Origin of the sequence: Streptomyces phaeolivaceus (genome assembly GCF_009184865.1) — a bacterium.
GTDB lineage: Bacteria > Actinomycetota > Actinomycetes > Streptomycetales > Streptomycetaceae > Streptomyces > Streptomyces phaeolivaceus.
The window spans coordinates 4,267,354-4,280,688 of record NZ_CP045096.1 but is presented as its reverse complement, the minus strand read 5'-3'; the positions used below and the strand labels follow the sequence as shown (position 1 = coordinate 4,280,688).

The window sequence follows — 13,335 nt, the reverse complement described above, 5'->3', positions numbered from 1 at the left end:
CAAGGCACATGACCGACACAGACCTGGGCACCCAGGACGTGCTCGCCGCCGTCCGGTTCCGCACGGACGGCGACGTGGACGACGAGACGCTCACCCACCTCCGGGCCAAGACCGGCGCGGTCCTCGCCCGGCCGGGGCTGCCGGCCGTGAGCGGCCGGGTGACGATCGTGAGGGACACCGCGCACCACGTCGCGCTGCCGTGGGCGGCCCTGGCATCGGTCCAGGTGGGCGACCAGCACGTCGTCGTCCATGCCCGCGAGGCGGACGCGCTCGCGCTCGCTGACCGGCTGGAGGACCGGCTGCGGGCGCAGGTGGAGCGATCCGCGCATCGGGCGGAGTCGGCCCGCAGGACGGCGGGGCCGCCGCCGTGGCGCGGTGGAGCGGCGGGGGAAGGCCATGGTCTTTTGCCCGCCGACGGTCCCTCGTCCGCCGAGGGATCTTCTCCGGCGGCATAAGGGCCGACCGGACCGTCATCAGGGCCCATCGGCCCTTGGGACGGGCTGTGCCCCGGACGACAGTGGAAGCAGGAGCGGCACCGGCCCCCGCGGTGCCGCTCCTGTTCGTAGCCCGGCAGCCCCCATCCGCAGAGGTCCGCGACCCACCGCCGGCCCGAGACGACAGCGACACACCCTACGCACCCACACGGAAGTTCCGATGGCCCACGACGACAGCCCAGCAGCCGCAGCACCCCACCGCCGTGTCGAACTCGACAGCGCCGAGGCGCTGCGGCTGCTGGGCAGCGTGTCGCTGGGCCGGATCGTCTTCACCCGGCACGCCCTGCCGACCGTCCGCCCGGTCAACCACATCCTGGACGGCGGAGACATCGTCATCCGCACCCACGAGACCGCCGCGCTGACCTCGCATGCGCAAGGGAACAGCGGCCCGGGTGTCGTCGTCGCCTACGAGGCCGACGCCATCGACCCGGAGACGCATCTCGGCTGGAGTGTGGTGGTGACGGGGTACGCCCGGCTGGTGACCGACCCCGGGGAACTCGCCCGCTACGAGCGGATGTTGCGGCCGTGGGTCGAGCAGAGCATGGACCGGGCCGTCCGGATCCGGCCGGACCTGGTCACCGGCGTCCTGCTCACGACGGACGGGCGGCCGGACACGGCGTGAACCGTGTCCGGCCGCCCGAGGTGAACCGAGGAGAGCGGAACCGGGGTGGTGGCCGTTCACCCGCCGGGGACGATGACCACGGGGCAGTGCGCGCCGTGCAGCAGGGCGTGGGTGACCGGTCCCGGGTGTCCGCCGTGCCGGCCGCCGGGCCGGTGGGATCCGACGACCACGACGGCGGCGTCCCGGGTCGCCTCCACCAGGGCGTGCGCGGGCGCGGTGCGGACCGTGCGGGCCTCCACCTCCACCCCAGGGTGAAGTTCCCGCATCCCGGCCAGGGCGAACCGGGGCACGGCCTCCTCGGCGCGGTACAGCGCGGCCTGCCGCCGCTGCCCGGGGCTCGTCGCCGGGATCGGTGAGGGAGGTTCGGGCGTGGTGTGCCGGTGTGTCCAGGAGTGCAGCACGCGCAGCCGCGCACCACGGGTCTCGGCCTCCCGGAGGGCGTAGTCGGCGGCCTCCGTGTCGGTGTCGTCCGCCAGGCCGAGCAGTACGTCTCGGCAGCGGTCGTCATCCGAGTGGTCGCCGCGCGGGCAGTCGCCGCGTACGACCATCAGCGGGCCGCGCGTACGGGCGGCGAGCCGCGTGCTCACTGCGCCGAGCACGAACCCGGCGAGGCCCCCGAGGCCCCGGGTGCCGACGACGGTGAGCACCGCGTCCGCGCTCTCCCGCGCCAGCGCCCGTACGGCGTCGCCCTCCACGGCGTGGGTCTCCACCGGCAGGTGGGGATGGCGTTCCCGTACCCGCGCGGCGGCGGAGGCTAGGACCGGTCCCGCCTCGTCGCGGTCGGGCACGGCGTACAGCACACGCAGTACCGCGCCGCACCTGGCCGCCTCGCTCGCGGCTTGGTCCAACGCCCGTATGGAGACCAGTGAGCCGTCCACTCCGGCGACGACGTGTTGCTGAGTCATGATCTGCTTCCCTTCTCCTCGTCCTGTCCGTACCGGGTGCCTTCACCGCGATGCTCGTCGCCCGCCGTGGTGGCGTGCAGGTGCCGTGGGTACCGGCCGGGACGCCGAACGGCCTGCGGGGGAAGGGCCGTTCGGGCCCTGGTGCAAGTGCAGGCGCAGGTGCGGCACAGCCGTGTGCCGGGCGGCGGGCTTCAGGCCCCGACGTCCAGGCAGCCGTACAGGCTGCGCCCGCCGACGAGTTCGCGTCCGGTCACCAGCTCGGGCTCGATGCGGACGAAGACCTCCTCGGGCGCGGGTGCCCAGGAACGCGGGCCCGTGCGGGCCAGACGGGTGTGGACCGCCGGATCGGTGACGACGGTGGCGGTGCCGGTGACGACGACGCTCCAGCCGGAGTGCCGGGCCGCGTCGACGGCGTCGGCCTCGAAGGCGACGACCGCGCCGTCGACGGCGCGCGCCAGCTCCGAGGCCGCCGAGGTGCGCAGCACCACCACTCCCCCCTCGTCCAGGGCGAAGTTGACCGGCAGCACCGCGGGCAGGGCCCGGCGGGTGTGGACGACACGGCCGATGGGCGCGCGCGCCAGCAGCCGCAGACACTCGTCTCGGTCGAGTTCGCGGAACCCGTCGTTGGCGTACATCGGCTGCTCGTCTCTTGTCGTCTCTTCGCGTGGGTGGGGTGTGGCGGCGCCGGGTCACACACTGATCCGGCGACCGGTGACCGTGTCCGGCTCGACCCGCATCCACAGGTCGCGGCCACCGCCGGCCCAGGGGCCGCTGTGGACCTGGCCGTCGAGCCGACGCCTCTCGTCGGGGTCGGTCACGGTCCGCGCGCTTCCGCGTACGAGTACGCTCCAGCCGGAGCTGAGGGCGTCGTCGACGCGGCGGCCCAGGTCGCCCCGGGGGCGCTCCGCCGTCGTAGTCCCGTCGTCGGCGGGTGTCCGTTCGGTCATGACCGTCATCTCCCTGCCTTCTTCAGGCCGCGCTCGCGGCCACGACGTCGTGACGTTCTCCGCCGAGGACGACCTTGAGGGCGCCGGTGTCGGCGGCGCGGCCGAAGACGTCGTACGCCTCTTCCATCCGGTCGAGCGGGAAGGTGTGGGTGACCAGCCGCGAGGTGGGCAGGCGGCCGGCGGCGGCCATGCGCAGCAGGGTCGGGGTGGAGTAGGTGTCGACCAGGCCGGTGGTGATGGTGATGTTCCTGATCCACAGGTCTTCGAGGTGCAGGGTCGCGGGGGCGCCGTGTACGCCGACGTTGGCGACGTGGCCGCCGGGGCGGACCACGCGGGTGCACAGTTCGAAGCTCTCCGGGACGCCGACGGCCTCGATGACGACGTCCGCGCCGAGCCCGTCGGTGAGGTCGGCGACCAGTTGCTCGGGGGCCTCGCGGGCGTCGGCCACGGCGTCGGCGCCGAACTCGCGGGCGGCCTCCAGCCGGGCCGGGGCCAGGTCGACGGCGACGATCCGCTCGGGGGAGAACAGCCGGGCCGTGCTGATCGCGGCGAGCCCGATGGGCCCGGCGCCGACCACGACGACGGTGTCTCCGGGGCGGACGTGGCCGTTGAGGACGCCCACCTCGTAGGAAGTGGGGAAGATGTCGGCCAGCAGGACGGCGTCGGCACTGTCCATGGCGGCGGGCAGCGGGTGCACGGACAGGTCCGCGTACGGCACGCGGACGTACTCGGCCTGGGTGCCGTCGATCAGGTGGCCGAGGATCCAGCCCCCGCCGCCCCGGCACTGGCCGTAGCCGCCCTGACGGCAGTAGGCGCAGCGCCCGCAGGCGGTGATGCAGGAGACCAGGACCCGGTCCCCGGGACGCACCGTCCGCACGTCGCCGCCGACCTCTACGATCTCGCCGACCGCCTCGTGGCCGAGCACGGTACCTGGGCGCACCTCGGGCACGTCGCCCTTGAGGATGTGCAGGTCCGTGCCGCAGATGGTGACCGAGTCGACGCGTACGACGGCGTCGGTGGGCTCTTTGACGGCCGGGTCCGGGACGTCTTCCCAGGCGGACTGTCCGGGACCGTGGAACACGAAGGCTTTCATGACGCTCCTCACCCCAGTCGGTTGCGTTGCGGGGCTCGGGGGCCCGGTGGCGAGGTGACGGCGGCCGGTAGGGGACCGGTGGCGCCCTCACGCCGGAATCGCCCCGCATGTCCAGCCTGGCCCTCGTGCGTGCGTGCCGCTTGGGCCGGTCGGGCCCTTGTCTCCGGCCGGACGGGAGCGGGGACATGGCTGGCCGCTCAGGGGGAGCCAGGGACCACCGGACCGGGACGAAGGGGACCGTTCGGCCCTTCCGGACGGTCCGCCGACACGGCTTGGATCTGACCATGTCCGACAACCTCACGAGGTCCCTGCCGCCCCACACGGTCCGTACCGTCGCCGGAACGACCGTCGTGACACCGACCGGCGAGATCGACCTCGCGACGGCGGTCCCGCTGACGGCTCTCCTCGACTCGCTGACCCGTGGCGCGCACCCCGACCTGGTGGTCGACCTGACGTCCGTGTCCTTCATCGACTGTGCCGGCCTCGGAGCCCTGTGCCGGGCCCGCAACCGCGTTCTGGACCGAGCCGGACGACTGCGGCTGGTCGCCGACGGTGACAGCTTCTCGCGCGTCGTTCGTGCCGCCGGGCTCGGTGGGGTCTTCGAGATGCAGCCCCGCCTGTCCGATGCTCTGCCAAGTCCCGTTGTGATCTAGGCCGTTCGGCCCCCTGCCCCGTCGCGAACAGGTCCCGGTCGGCCCCACGACAGCACCTGGTCGGCCCGTGTCCGGCCCCCGGCGGGACTGCCACCTTCGAAGGGTGACGAACGACCGGAGGAGGTGCGGAGCCATGGGACGTGGAAAGCCGATGAGGAAGCGGTTCTGGCGTTTGCGGAGCAACCCGCTGCGCCGGCGCGACGACATCGTCGAGGGCTGGGTCGTGGCGGCCGTATGGACAGTCGCCGTCGTGGGAGGCACCACGGTCGGCCTGGTCGCGGCACACGCCACCGAGGCGACCCTCGACCAGCAGCGCGCGCAGCGGCACCCCGTGAACGCCGTCCTCGTCGCCGACGTACCGAAACCCACGGTGGGCAAGTGGTCCTCCGGCGACAAGACACTGGCCAAGGTCCGCTGGACCACCCCCGACGGCTCCAGCCGCACCGACCGCACCCTGGTCGACACCGGCCTGAAGTCCGGAACCCACCTCGTCGTCTGGCAGGACGGCCGGGGCACGCTGGTCACCGAGCCGCCGAGTGCCACGGAGGCCGCCGTCGAGGGAGCCGTGATGGGCGGCTTCGCGGGGATGTCCCTCGTCGGCGGCGTGTACGCCGTGGGCGCGCTCGCCCGCTGGCGGCTCGACCAGCGGCGCATGGCGGGCTGGGACCGGGAGTGGGACCTGATCGGCCCGAAGTGGGGGCACCGCACCGGCTGAGGCCCCCGGCCTCCGCACGAAACCCCAGAGGAGGTATCGCCATGAACAGCACCCCGGCACACCCTGCGGCGCACCCCGAGCGGTCCGCCGCGCCACCGGCCCCCGGACGCGCCGTCGTCGTCCACGTCGGCCGCTCGGTCCCCTGCCGGGCGGCCGTTCGCTGGGCCTCCTGGGAAGCGACCCGGCGCGGGCTGCCGCTCCGGGTGAGCCGTCACTTGACGCCTGCGGTCCCCGCGACGGCGGAGCTGGTCGTGGCCGGCGTGCGGGACCTGGACACCGTGGCCGGTTCGCCCTGTCCCGTCGTCCTGGTCCCCGAGGAGTCCGGGGAACCCGTCCTCGCGGAGGTGGTGCTCGGCCTGGACGCCCACGGCCCCGCGGCCGGAGCGGTCGGCTTCGCCTTCGACACCGCCCGGCGCTGGGGCGTACGGCTGCGTGCCGTGCACGCCTGGCGGTTCCCCTCCTGCGCCGCCGAACTGCCCTTCGGGATACCGGAGGAGGACCGTGCCGCCTGGGAGGACCACGAGGTGCAGTTGCTGTCCGACGCGCTGCGGCCCTGGCGGGAGAAGTACCCGGAGGTGGCGGTGCTGGCGGACGTCCGGCTGCTCACGCCCCTCCAGGCACTCGTACGGCGGTCCGCGCGTGCCGGGCTGCTGGTCGTGGGCCGAAGGGAGCGGGGCAGGCCCGGCGCGGTCGCGCGCGGGCTCGTACGCGGGTCCCTGTGCCCCGTCGCCGTGGTGCCCTCATAGCGGTACGCCACGCACGTCACGGGGGGCGGTCCTGTTCCAGGACCGCCCCCGCCCCGCTCGCCACTCACCTCACCGTCGGATCAGCTCGGCGGCCACCCGCCCCGCCCACTCCTCGATGACGGTGAAGTCCCGGAAGTCCCCGCCCTTCCCCGAGCGCAGGATCATTCGGGCCACCCATCCCTTCGCCCCCTCCTCCAGGCAGCCGCCGAAGGTGACGTGCTCGCGGGCGTCCAGCCGGATCACGGCCTTCTTCACGCCCGGCACGGGCGGGATGTCCCGCCCGACCGCCTCGGCGCCGAGCGGGCCACTGCTGAACAGCCACAGCGGGCGTTCGGCGAGGGCCCGGCGGTGGCGGTGGACGAAGCGGCGGGCGTCCCTGTGCCAGCGCCCCGCGTACAGGGCGCCGCCGACCACGACGGCGTCGTACGGGGTGATGTCCCTGACGGACGCGGCCGGGGCCGCCTCCGCCGTGAGCCCCGCCTTGCGAAGCACGTCGGCGACGGCCTCGGCGATCTCCGCGGTGGATCCGTTGGTCGTCCCGTAGGCGACCAGCACCTTGCCGGTCATGGTGGTCATGGCGGTCCGCCTCCTCTCCTCAGGGGTCTGTGCTCACCGTCGGCGCAGCCAGTCGTCGGCCACGCCGTGCACGGCCGGTTCGTCGGGGCGCAGCCGGTCGTCCTCCACGTGCCAGGTGAGCCGGTCGACCACGCCGACCACACCGTCGATCTGCCGGACCATCGAGACGGCGATCTCCGTCTCGCTCTTGCGTTCCATCTGCCCGCTGAGCGTGACGACCCCGTCGGTCACGGAGACGTCGATGCTGCGGGGCGGTATCCACAGGGCGCGCACGAGCACCTCCTGGACGACCACGTCGCGGATCTCCTCGTCGGGCCGCAGGAAGACCTGGAGCAGGTCGCGGCGGGTGACGATGCCCACCAGCCGGTCCGCCTCGTCGAGCACCGGCAGCCGCTCGACGCGCCGCCCGGCCATGGTGCGGGCGGCCTCGACGATCGAGTCGTCGGCGTGCACGGTGACCGGGGGCTTGGTCATCAGCTGTCCGGCGGTCCGGGCATGGGCCTTGGCGGCCTGCCGCCGGGCGCCTCGGGTCAGGTCGGCCAGACGCCGGCGGCGCGGCGGGTCGAGGGGGTCGGGGGTCGCCGCCTGGCGGACCATCAGGTCCGTCTCGGAAATGACGCCGACGACCTTGTCGCGTCCTCGTCGACCACCGGGAGTCCGCTGATGCGGTGGTCGGCCAGCAACCGTGCCACCTCCTTGAACGGGGTGCCGTACGTGGCCCGGACGACCTCACTGGTCATCACGGAGCCGACCTTGTCGTGCTTCATGGCTCTTGCCTCCTCGAAGGATCGGTGCGATCAGCGCAGTCGGCGCAGATAGGGGTCGTGCGGGCGGCGTGGCAGCAGCCGGATCCGTGCGTCGAGCACGGTGACCCGGCCGGGTGCCGCGAGCACCGGGTTGAAGTCGGCCTCGGCGAGCTGCGGCAGGTCCGCGGCCATCCGGGACAGCCGTGCCAGCAGTTGTTCCAGGGCTTCGAGGTCGACGGGCGGGCTGCCGTGCGCGCCGAACAGGAGCGGGGCGCAGCGCGGGGAGGTGATCAGGCCGTGCACGTCGTGGTCGGTGAGCGGGGCGAGCCGGGCCGCGTGGTCGGCGAGCACCTCGGTGGCGGTGCCGCCGAGCCCGAACAGGACGAGCGGCCCGAAGACCTCGTCCTGCACCACACCCGCGAACAGTTCGGTGCCGCGCGGGGCCAGGGGCTGGACGACCACTCCGGTCATCAGCCCGGCGAACCGTGTCCGAAGGTCCTGGAACGCCGCCCGCACCTGGGAGTCGCCCCGCAGATCGAGGTGGACCGCGTGCTCGGCGGTCTTGTGCACCAGGCCCGGCCAGTGGGCCTTCATGACCACCCGGCCGTCGAAGCCGCGCAGCCGGTCGGCGGCCAGCACGGCGTCATCCTCCGTCTCTGCCCAGGCCCACGGGAGCTGCGGGATGCCGTAGCAGGCGAGCAGCGCGGCGCAGGTGCGCGGGTCGAGCCAGCCGCCGTCGGGGTTGGCGGCCAGGTACTCCTCGACCGCCCTGCGGGCCCGCTCCGTCTCGACGCCGTCGAGGTCGGGGACGGTACCGGCGGGCCGGGCGAGCCAGGCCGCGCGGTCGGCGGCGTGCGCCAACGCCCGTGCAGCCGCCTGCGGTTCGGCGTACGTGGGGATCGTCCCGCCGCCGTCGGCGGGCAGCAGCTCGACGGACCGGTCCTGCTCCAGGCGTACGACGGTGACGGGCTTCGGCCGGTGCGCGGGCGCCCGCGTCACCGCCCGCACCAGGTCGTCGCCGGTCGCCTCGGCGACCGCCGTGGGAACCAGAGCCACCAGCACCGCATCAATGTCCGGACAGCGCATGAGCCGCTCCACGCACGCGCCGAGCTGTTCCTCGCTCACGGCGGCGGTGGCGTCGACCGGGTTGCCGGTCGCGGCGCCCTCGGGCAGTACGGCTCGCAGGTCGTCGACGGTCGAGGGCGTGAACGGCGGCAGGGCGAGCCCGGCCTCGGCGCAGGCGTCGGCCGCGAGGACGCCCGCGCCGCCCGCGTTGGTGAGGATGGCGACCCGGGACCCGGCGGGCAGCGGCTGGGCGTGCAACAGGGCGGCGGTCTCCAGGAGTTCACCGACCGAGCGGGTCGCGGTGACGCCCGCCTGGGTGAACAGGGCCTGCCGGGTCATGGTTCGGGTCGCCGCGGCGGCGGTGTGCGAGGCGTCGGTGCGGCGGCCCGCGTCGGTGCGGCCCGCGTCGACGGTCAGCACCGGCATCCGGCGGGCCACCCGGCGGGCCGTTCGGGAGAAGGCGCGCGGGTTGCCGAAGGACTCCAGGTGCAGCAGGGCGAGTTCGGTGCGGCCGTCGCTCTCCCACCACTGGAGCAGGTCGTTGCCGCTGACGTCGTACTTGTCGCCCAGGGAGGCGAAGGAGGAGACGCCGATGCCGAGACGGGACAGCCCGTCGAGCAGGGCGATACCGATGCCGCCGGACTGCACGGCGACGCCCGCGCTGCCGGGGCGCGGATGGCCGGCGGCGAAGCTGGCGTCGAGGCGCAGGGCCGGGTCGGTGTGGGCGATGCCTAGGCAGTTCGGGCCGACCAGGCGCATGCCGTGGGTGCGGCAGGCGGCGAGCAGGTCCCGTGCCTGGCCGGCGTCGAGACCGGCGGTCACCACGAGCAGGGCCCGCACGCCCGCCTTGCCGCACTCCTCGGCGGTGGCCGGGACGGCCGTGGCGGGGACGGCGAGCACCGCCAGGTCGGGCGTCCTGGGCAGGGCGCTGACGGAGGGGTGGCAGGGCACCGAGAGGATCGAGTGCGCGGCCGGGTTCACCGCGAACAGGCGCCCGGTGTAGCCGCCCTCGCGCAGATGGTGCAGGATCGCCCGGCCGACCGAACCGGGCCTGCGCCCGGCGCCGACGACCGCGACGGCGTCCGGCCGTAGCAGAGGTCGCAGACTGGCCACGTCGGCCGCCCGGCCCCGGGCCTCCACGGCCGACAGGTAGGTGTCGTCCTCGGCGAGCCGGATGGTGCAGCGCACCTCCGGGCCCTCGAAGCGCCGGGCGGTGCGCAGGCCGAGGTCGGCGAAGAGCCGCAGCACCTCGTGGTTCTCGCTCAGCGCGTCGGCGGTGAAGGCCGTCACGCCCTCCGCGCGCGCCGCCGAGATCAGGTGCTCGACGAGCAGGGTGCCCACGCCCCGGTGGTGCAGCCCGTCCGCGACGGCGATGGAAATCTCCGCCTCGCTGCTGCCGTCACAGCTGTCGCTGTCGCTGCTGCCGGTGTCGTACTCGGCGAGTCCGATCACCTGACCCTGGGCCTCGGCCAGCAGGGCCCGGTATCCGGGACGCCTGGTGCCGCAGGCCCGGTCGGCGGCCATGGTGGCGGACCGCCGGCTCGCGGCGAAGAACCTCAGGCGCAGGTTCTCCGCGGACATCTCCTCGTACAGGCCCTCCACCTGGTCGTGGTCACCCGGCACCACCGGGCGGATGCACACGGTGGTGCCGTCCGCGAGCAGGGCGTGTACCGGGGGGGGGGCGGTCGAGCGTCGCGTCCGTCATCTGGCTCTCCTTCGGCCTGTCCTAGCGCTTCGAGCATCCAGCGGATCGGCGAGGGTGCCCATGGGCTGTCCGGGGTGGACCGGGGGCCGCTCGGCCCCGGTTCCGCGCCGGCCGACCCTGTCAGCCTCCGTAGGCCGTGCCTCGGCACCTGCCGCGCCCAGCCGTGGCGGATCGATCACCGGGCGCCCGGCCACGGCCCACAGCGGCCGGCACGGTGCCTGTTCTCTTCACACCACCGTGGCCGCGGATTCGGCGCAGCCACGGCTTCCGCAAGCCAGGGTCCCTCGGCAGCCGCGATCTCCGTAGCAGTCCGGGGTTCCCCTGTTCAGTCCGGTTCCATGTAGGGACGCCGGAAGACGGGAGCCCCGCTGTCCGCGTGCGGGCGGATGGCGGCCAGTGCCTGGAGGACCGCGGCCTCCAGGGAGCTGCCTGTGTCGACGCCGACGGCCTCGGGCCAGGGTGTCGCCGAAGCGGCCATGGCGGTGGCCACATCGGGGCCCGCGTCGGACATGCCGGGCGCGCGTGCGGCGAGACGGGTGGTCGTCACGTCGCCGGGAGCGTGGCAGTGCAGGGCGACGAGGTCGGCGTGCGCGCGTTCGGCCATGCTCAGGGCGGCTTCACGCTGTGTGGGGTCACGCCAGGTGGCGTCCAGGACGACGGACTCACCCCGGGACAGCAGGCTTGACGCGCGGCCGAGGAGCGCCGCGTACGTCCTTCCGGTCCATTCGGGCCCGTACAGGCCCTCGCCGTAGGCGGCGGCAGCGGACTGCTCGGCGGGGATGCCCGCGAGTTCCTTGCGGAGGCGGTCGCTGCTGAGCAGCGTGACGCCCATGCGGTCGGCGAGCGCGCCGGACAGGGTGGACTTCCCGCTGCCCGGGAGCCCGCCGACGAGGGTCACACCGACCGCGGAGACACGCAGGTGGCGAAGGGTGGTCGTGATCAGCCGGCGGGCTGCCGCCGCCGTGCCGGGGGCGCCCTGGTGTGCCTGGACGAGCGAGACCTTGGCGCGGACGAACGCGCGGTAGGCGACGTAGTGGTGGCGCAGTGAGGGCGGTGCCGGATCGCCGGAGTACTCCCCGTACGCGGCGAGGAAGGACGCCGCGGCCTCCGGCGCGCCCAGTTGTTCCAGGTCCATGGCGAGGAAGGCGGCGTCGTCGAGGCCGTCGACGTAGCGCAGGTGGTCGTCGAACTCCAGGCAGTCCAGGACGCGCGGGCCGTCGTCGAGGCAGAAGACGTCCTCGGCGAGGAGGTCTCCGTGGCCGTCGACCACCCGCCTCTGCTCGATCCGCGTCGCGAACAGCGGCTCGCGCCCGGCGAGATAGCGGCGCACCAGGCGCTCGGTCTCCTCCACCCCCTCGGGGGCGGTGCCGTCGTCGGACAGGGCGCGGACCTGGGCGAAGCTCGCCTCCCAGCGCGACAGCAGCGCGTCGCGTGTCCCCTGTTCGTCGATGTCCCGGCCGCGCGGCGCGCTCGCGTGATGCGCCGCGAGCAGCCGGGCGACGGCCCGCAGGGCGTCGTCGACGGGGGCGCCCTCCCGGACGAGGAGGGAAAGGCGGCGGTCGGCGGGCATGCGACGCATCACCACGACGGGTTCGGGTTCGTCCGTGTCCGGGCCGTGGAACTCGCCGACGCCGAGGTAGACGTCGGGGGCGAAGCGGCGGTTGAGGAGCACTTCCCGCTCGCAGGCCGCGCGCCGGGCGGCCACCGTGGTGTGGTCCAGGAACGTCAGGTCGAGCGGCTTCTTGAGCTTGTAGGCACGGTCCCCGACGAAGAGCACGACCGCGGTGTGGGTCTCACACACCTCGGCGCGCCGGAACGGCCCGCTGTCGGGGGCCCCGGCCCGCCGTACCGACGCCGCGGACCGCCGGTGACCGCCCCGCTCAGCCATGGGGGACGACGGCGACGGGGCACCGCGCGTGGTGGACCGCGGCGTGGACCACGGGGCCCAGACGCGGGGCCAGGGTGCGGTGGTGCCGGCGCCGTCCCACGATCAGTAGTCCGGCGCCCTTGGCGGCTGTCACAACGGCCCTCGCGGGACTGTCGAGGAGGACGGTGTCGGTCACGGCCACGCCCGGGAACTTCTCGTGCCAGGGGCTCAGGGCCTGATCCAGGTCGTGCCGTGCCTCCTGCCTGGCCTCATGGGTGACGGCGTGGTCCACCCCCCACGGGGTGTAGGCGTGGAGCGGCACCGCCCGGCTGTGCACGGCCTGGAGAGGCGCGCCCCGTGCGGCGGCGGTGGTGAAGGCGAATTCGAGCAGGTCGTCGGAGGGCTCGTGCAGCTTCAGGGCCACCACCACGCCCCGCGTCCGGCCCGCTTCGGGAGCGCTCTCCCCGTCGCGCCGCTCGGCACGCACCAGGACCGTCGGCTATTCGGCGTGTGCCACGACGGACATGCTGATGTCGCCGAGGAAGTAGCTCTCCATCTGCGTCAGACCCCGTGAGCCGAGCACGACCATTTCGGACTCCTCCGCCGCCTGGAGGAGTGCGTGCTGGGCATCGTCGGCGACCAGGTTGCCGAGGACGGTGAGGCCCGGGTGGCTCGACTGGAGTTCCGCCCGGGCGTTGTGCACGAGCCGTCTCGCCCAGTAGTTCTGGTCGACCTCCGAGGGGACCCGGGTCGGTTCGGGGACCAGCGGGGGCCACGCGTGCAGCAGGCGCAGCGTGAGGTTGCGCCGCTCCGCCTCGTCGGTGGCCCAGCGGGCTGCGGCGAGGCTCTCGGGTGAGCCGTCGAGACCGACGGTGAGGGCTCGTTGCATGGCGGCTGCCTCCGTCTCGTACGAAGCTGGAAGGGCCGTGGACGTGGTCACCGCCGCCCACACCGACGCCGGCCGGGCGGATCACGGTGGCTCTCCATCGAGGAGTACCGCAGTTCCGGTCGCGGCGCATGCGGTCCGTGAGTCGGGCCCTCGCTCGGGCGGGATGTCCGGGACAAGGAGGAGTGGGAACCGTCGGCGGGTCCCGTGGTGGTCGGCGTCGACGGGCCCGAGGCGAGCCTTGAGGTGGTGGACCGGGCGGCGGACGAGGCGGTCCGGCACGGGGTGCCGGTGCCTTGTCGTGCACGCGGCGCC

The 13,335-nt window shown here is 74.1% G+C and carries 12 protein-coding genes and 2 pseudogenes; 5 read left to right on the top strand and 9 right to left on the bottom strand.

Annotation, left to right across the window (positions count from 1 at the left end):
• Positions 1-8 precede the first annotated feature (8 nt).
• Both F9278_RS20015 and F9278_RS20010 read left to right on the top strand, forming a co-directional pair.
• A complete protein-coding gene (locus F9278_RS20015; RefSeq protein WP_152169589.1) occupies positions 9-455 on the top strand; it encodes a hypothetical protein in 447 nt (148 codons plus the stop codon).
• Between the two features lie 199 nt (positions 456-654).
• Positions 655-1,116, top strand: coding sequence for a pyridoxamine 5'-phosphate oxidase family protein (locus F9278_RS20010; protein ID WP_152169588.1), 462 nt, complete (start codon positions 655-657; stop codon positions 1,114-1,116).
• A 56-nt stretch (positions 1,117-1,172) separates the two neighbouring features.
• Here the strand turns inward: F9278_RS20010 and F9278_RS20005 are convergent, their stop codons facing one another.
• The 4 genes from F9278_RS20005 to F9278_RS19990 all read right to left on the bottom strand — a co-directional run bounded on the left by F9278_RS20005 (position 1,173) and on the right by F9278_RS19990 (position 4,061).
• Positions 1,173-2,021, bottom strand: a complete 849-nt coding sequence (locus tag F9278_RS20005) for a universal stress protein (RefSeq protein WP_152169587.1) — start codon at positions 2,019-2,021, stop codon at positions 1,173-1,175.
• Positions 2,022-2,212: 191 nt separating this feature from the next.
• Positions 2,213-2,656 (bottom strand): pyridoxamine 5'-phosphate oxidase family protein, encoded by a 444-nt coding sequence (locus tag F9278_RS20000; protein ID WP_152169586.1) that lies wholly within the window; start codon positions 2,654-2,656, stop codon positions 2,213-2,215.
• 54 nt (positions 2,657-2,710) lie between these two features.
• Positions 2,711-2,968 carry a pyridoxamine 5'-phosphate oxidase family protein gene (locus F9278_RS19995; protein WP_404818926.1) on the bottom strand — a complete coding sequence of 86 codons (258 nt, stop codon included), beginning with the start codon at positions 2,966-2,968 and terminating at the stop codon, positions 2,711-2,713.
• 22 nt (positions 2,969-2,990) lie between these two features.
• Positions 2,991-4,061 carry a zinc-dependent alcohol dehydrogenase family protein gene (locus F9278_RS19990; protein ID WP_152169584.1) on the bottom strand — a complete coding sequence of 357 codons (1,071 nt, stop codon included), beginning with the start codon at positions 4,059-4,061 and terminating at the stop codon, positions 2,991-2,993.
• Positions 4,062-4,345: 284 nt separating this feature from the next.
• Between F9278_RS19990 and F9278_RS19985 the strand changes: the two genes are divergently transcribed.
• From F9278_RS19985 to F9278_RS19975, 3 genes are all read left to right on the top strand, one after another.
• Positions 4,346-4,714: an STAS domain-containing protein gene (locus F9278_RS19985; protein WP_152169583.1), complete on the top strand. Its 369-nt coding sequence runs from the start codon at positions 4,346-4,348 to the stop codon at positions 4,712-4,714.
• 133 nt (positions 4,715-4,847) lie between these two features.
• Entirely contained in the window at positions 4,848-5,429 is a 582-nt protein-coding gene (locus F9278_RS19980) for an Rv1733c family protein (protein WP_152169582.1), read from the top strand.
• Positions 5,430-5,470: 41 nt separating this feature from the next.
• Positions 5,471-6,175: a universal stress protein gene (locus F9278_RS19975; RefSeq protein ID WP_152169581.1), complete on the top strand. Its 705-nt coding sequence runs from the start codon at positions 5,471-5,473 to the stop codon at positions 6,173-6,175.
• 69 nt (positions 6,176-6,244) lie between these two features.
• Here F9278_RS19975 and F9278_RS19970 read toward each other — a convergent pair whose 3' ends face one another.
• The 5 genes and pseudogenes from F9278_RS19970 to F9278_RS19950 form a co-directional block, all read right to left on the bottom strand.
• Complete coding sequence (locus tag F9278_RS19970) at positions 6,245-6,742, bottom strand: flavodoxin domain-containing protein (RefSeq protein WP_152173971.1); 498 nt, start codon at positions 6,740-6,742, stop codon at positions 6,245-6,247.
• Between the two features lie 42 nt (positions 6,743-6,784).
• Positions 6,785-7,518, bottom strand: a pseudogene (locus F9278_RS19965) (CBS domain-containing protein).
• A 30-nt stretch (positions 7,519-7,548) separates the two neighbouring features.
• Positions 7,549-10,143, bottom strand: a complete 2,595-nt coding sequence (locus tag F9278_RS19960; protein ID WP_226967309.1) for a bifunctional acetate--CoA ligase family protein/GNAT family N-acetyltransferase — start codon at positions 10,141-10,143, stop codon at positions 7,549-7,551.
• 449 nt (positions 10,144-10,592) lie between these two features.
• Positions 10,593-12,155, bottom strand: coding sequence for a bifunctional aminoglycoside phosphotransferase/ATP-binding protein (locus tag F9278_RS19955; RefSeq protein WP_193241553.1), 1,563 nt, complete (start codon positions 12,153-12,155; stop codon positions 10,593-10,595).
• Positions 12,148-13,023, bottom strand: a pseudogene (locus F9278_RS19950) (universal stress protein). Before F9278_RS19950 ends, F9278_RS19955 begins: the two are co-directional and overlap by 8 nt.
• Positions 13,024-13,335: the final 312 nt, after the last annotated feature.

Bases quoted from the DNA above. Each gene is read 5' to 3' on its own strand.
- F9278_RS19990 (WP_152169584.1), bottom strand. From the start codon at position 4,061: ATGAAAGCCTTCGTGTTCCACGGTCCCGGACAGTCCGCCTGGGAAGAC.
- F9278_RS19955 (WP_193241553.1), bottom strand. From the start codon at position 12,155: ATGGCTGAGCGGGGCGGTCACCGGCGGTCCGCGGCGTCGGTACGGCGG.
- F9278_RS19975 (WP_152169581.1), top strand. From the start codon at position 5,471: ATGAACAGCACCCCGGCACACCCTGCGGCGCACCCCGAGCGGTCCGCC.
- F9278_RS19980 (WP_152169582.1), top strand. From the start codon at position 4,848: ATGGGACGTGGAAAGCCGATGAGGAAGCGGTTCTGGCGTTTGCGGAGC.
- F9278_RS19985 (WP_152169583.1), top strand. From the start codon at position 4,346: ATGTCCGACAACCTCACGAGGTCCCTGCCGCCCCACACGGTCCGTACC.
- F9278_RS19995 (WP_404818926.1), bottom strand. From the start codon at position 2,968: ATGACCGAACGGACACCCGCCGACGACGGGACTACGACGGCGGAGCGC.
- F9278_RS20015 (WP_152169589.1), top strand. From the start codon at position 9: ATGACCGACACAGACCTGGGCACCCAGGACGTGCTCGCCGCCGTCCGG.
- F9278_RS20000 (WP_152169586.1), bottom strand. From the start codon at position 2,656: ATGTACGCCAACGACGGGTTCCGCGAACTCGACCGAGACGAGTGTCTG.
- F9278_RS20005 (WP_152169587.1), bottom strand. From the start codon at position 2,021: ATGACTCAGCAACACGTCGTCGCCGGAGTGGACGGCTCACTGGTCTCC.
- F9278_RS19960 (WP_226967309.1), bottom strand. From the start codon at position 10,143: ATGTCCGCGGAGAACCTGCGCCTGAGGTTCTTCGCCGCGAGCCGGCGG.
- F9278_RS19970 (WP_152173971.1), bottom strand. From the start codon at position 6,742: ATGACCGGCAAGGTGCTGGTCGCCTACGGGACGACCAACGGATCCACC.
- F9278_RS20010 (WP_152169588.1), top strand. From the start codon at position 655: ATGGCCCACGACGACAGCCCAGCAGCCGCAGCACCCCACCGCCGTGTC.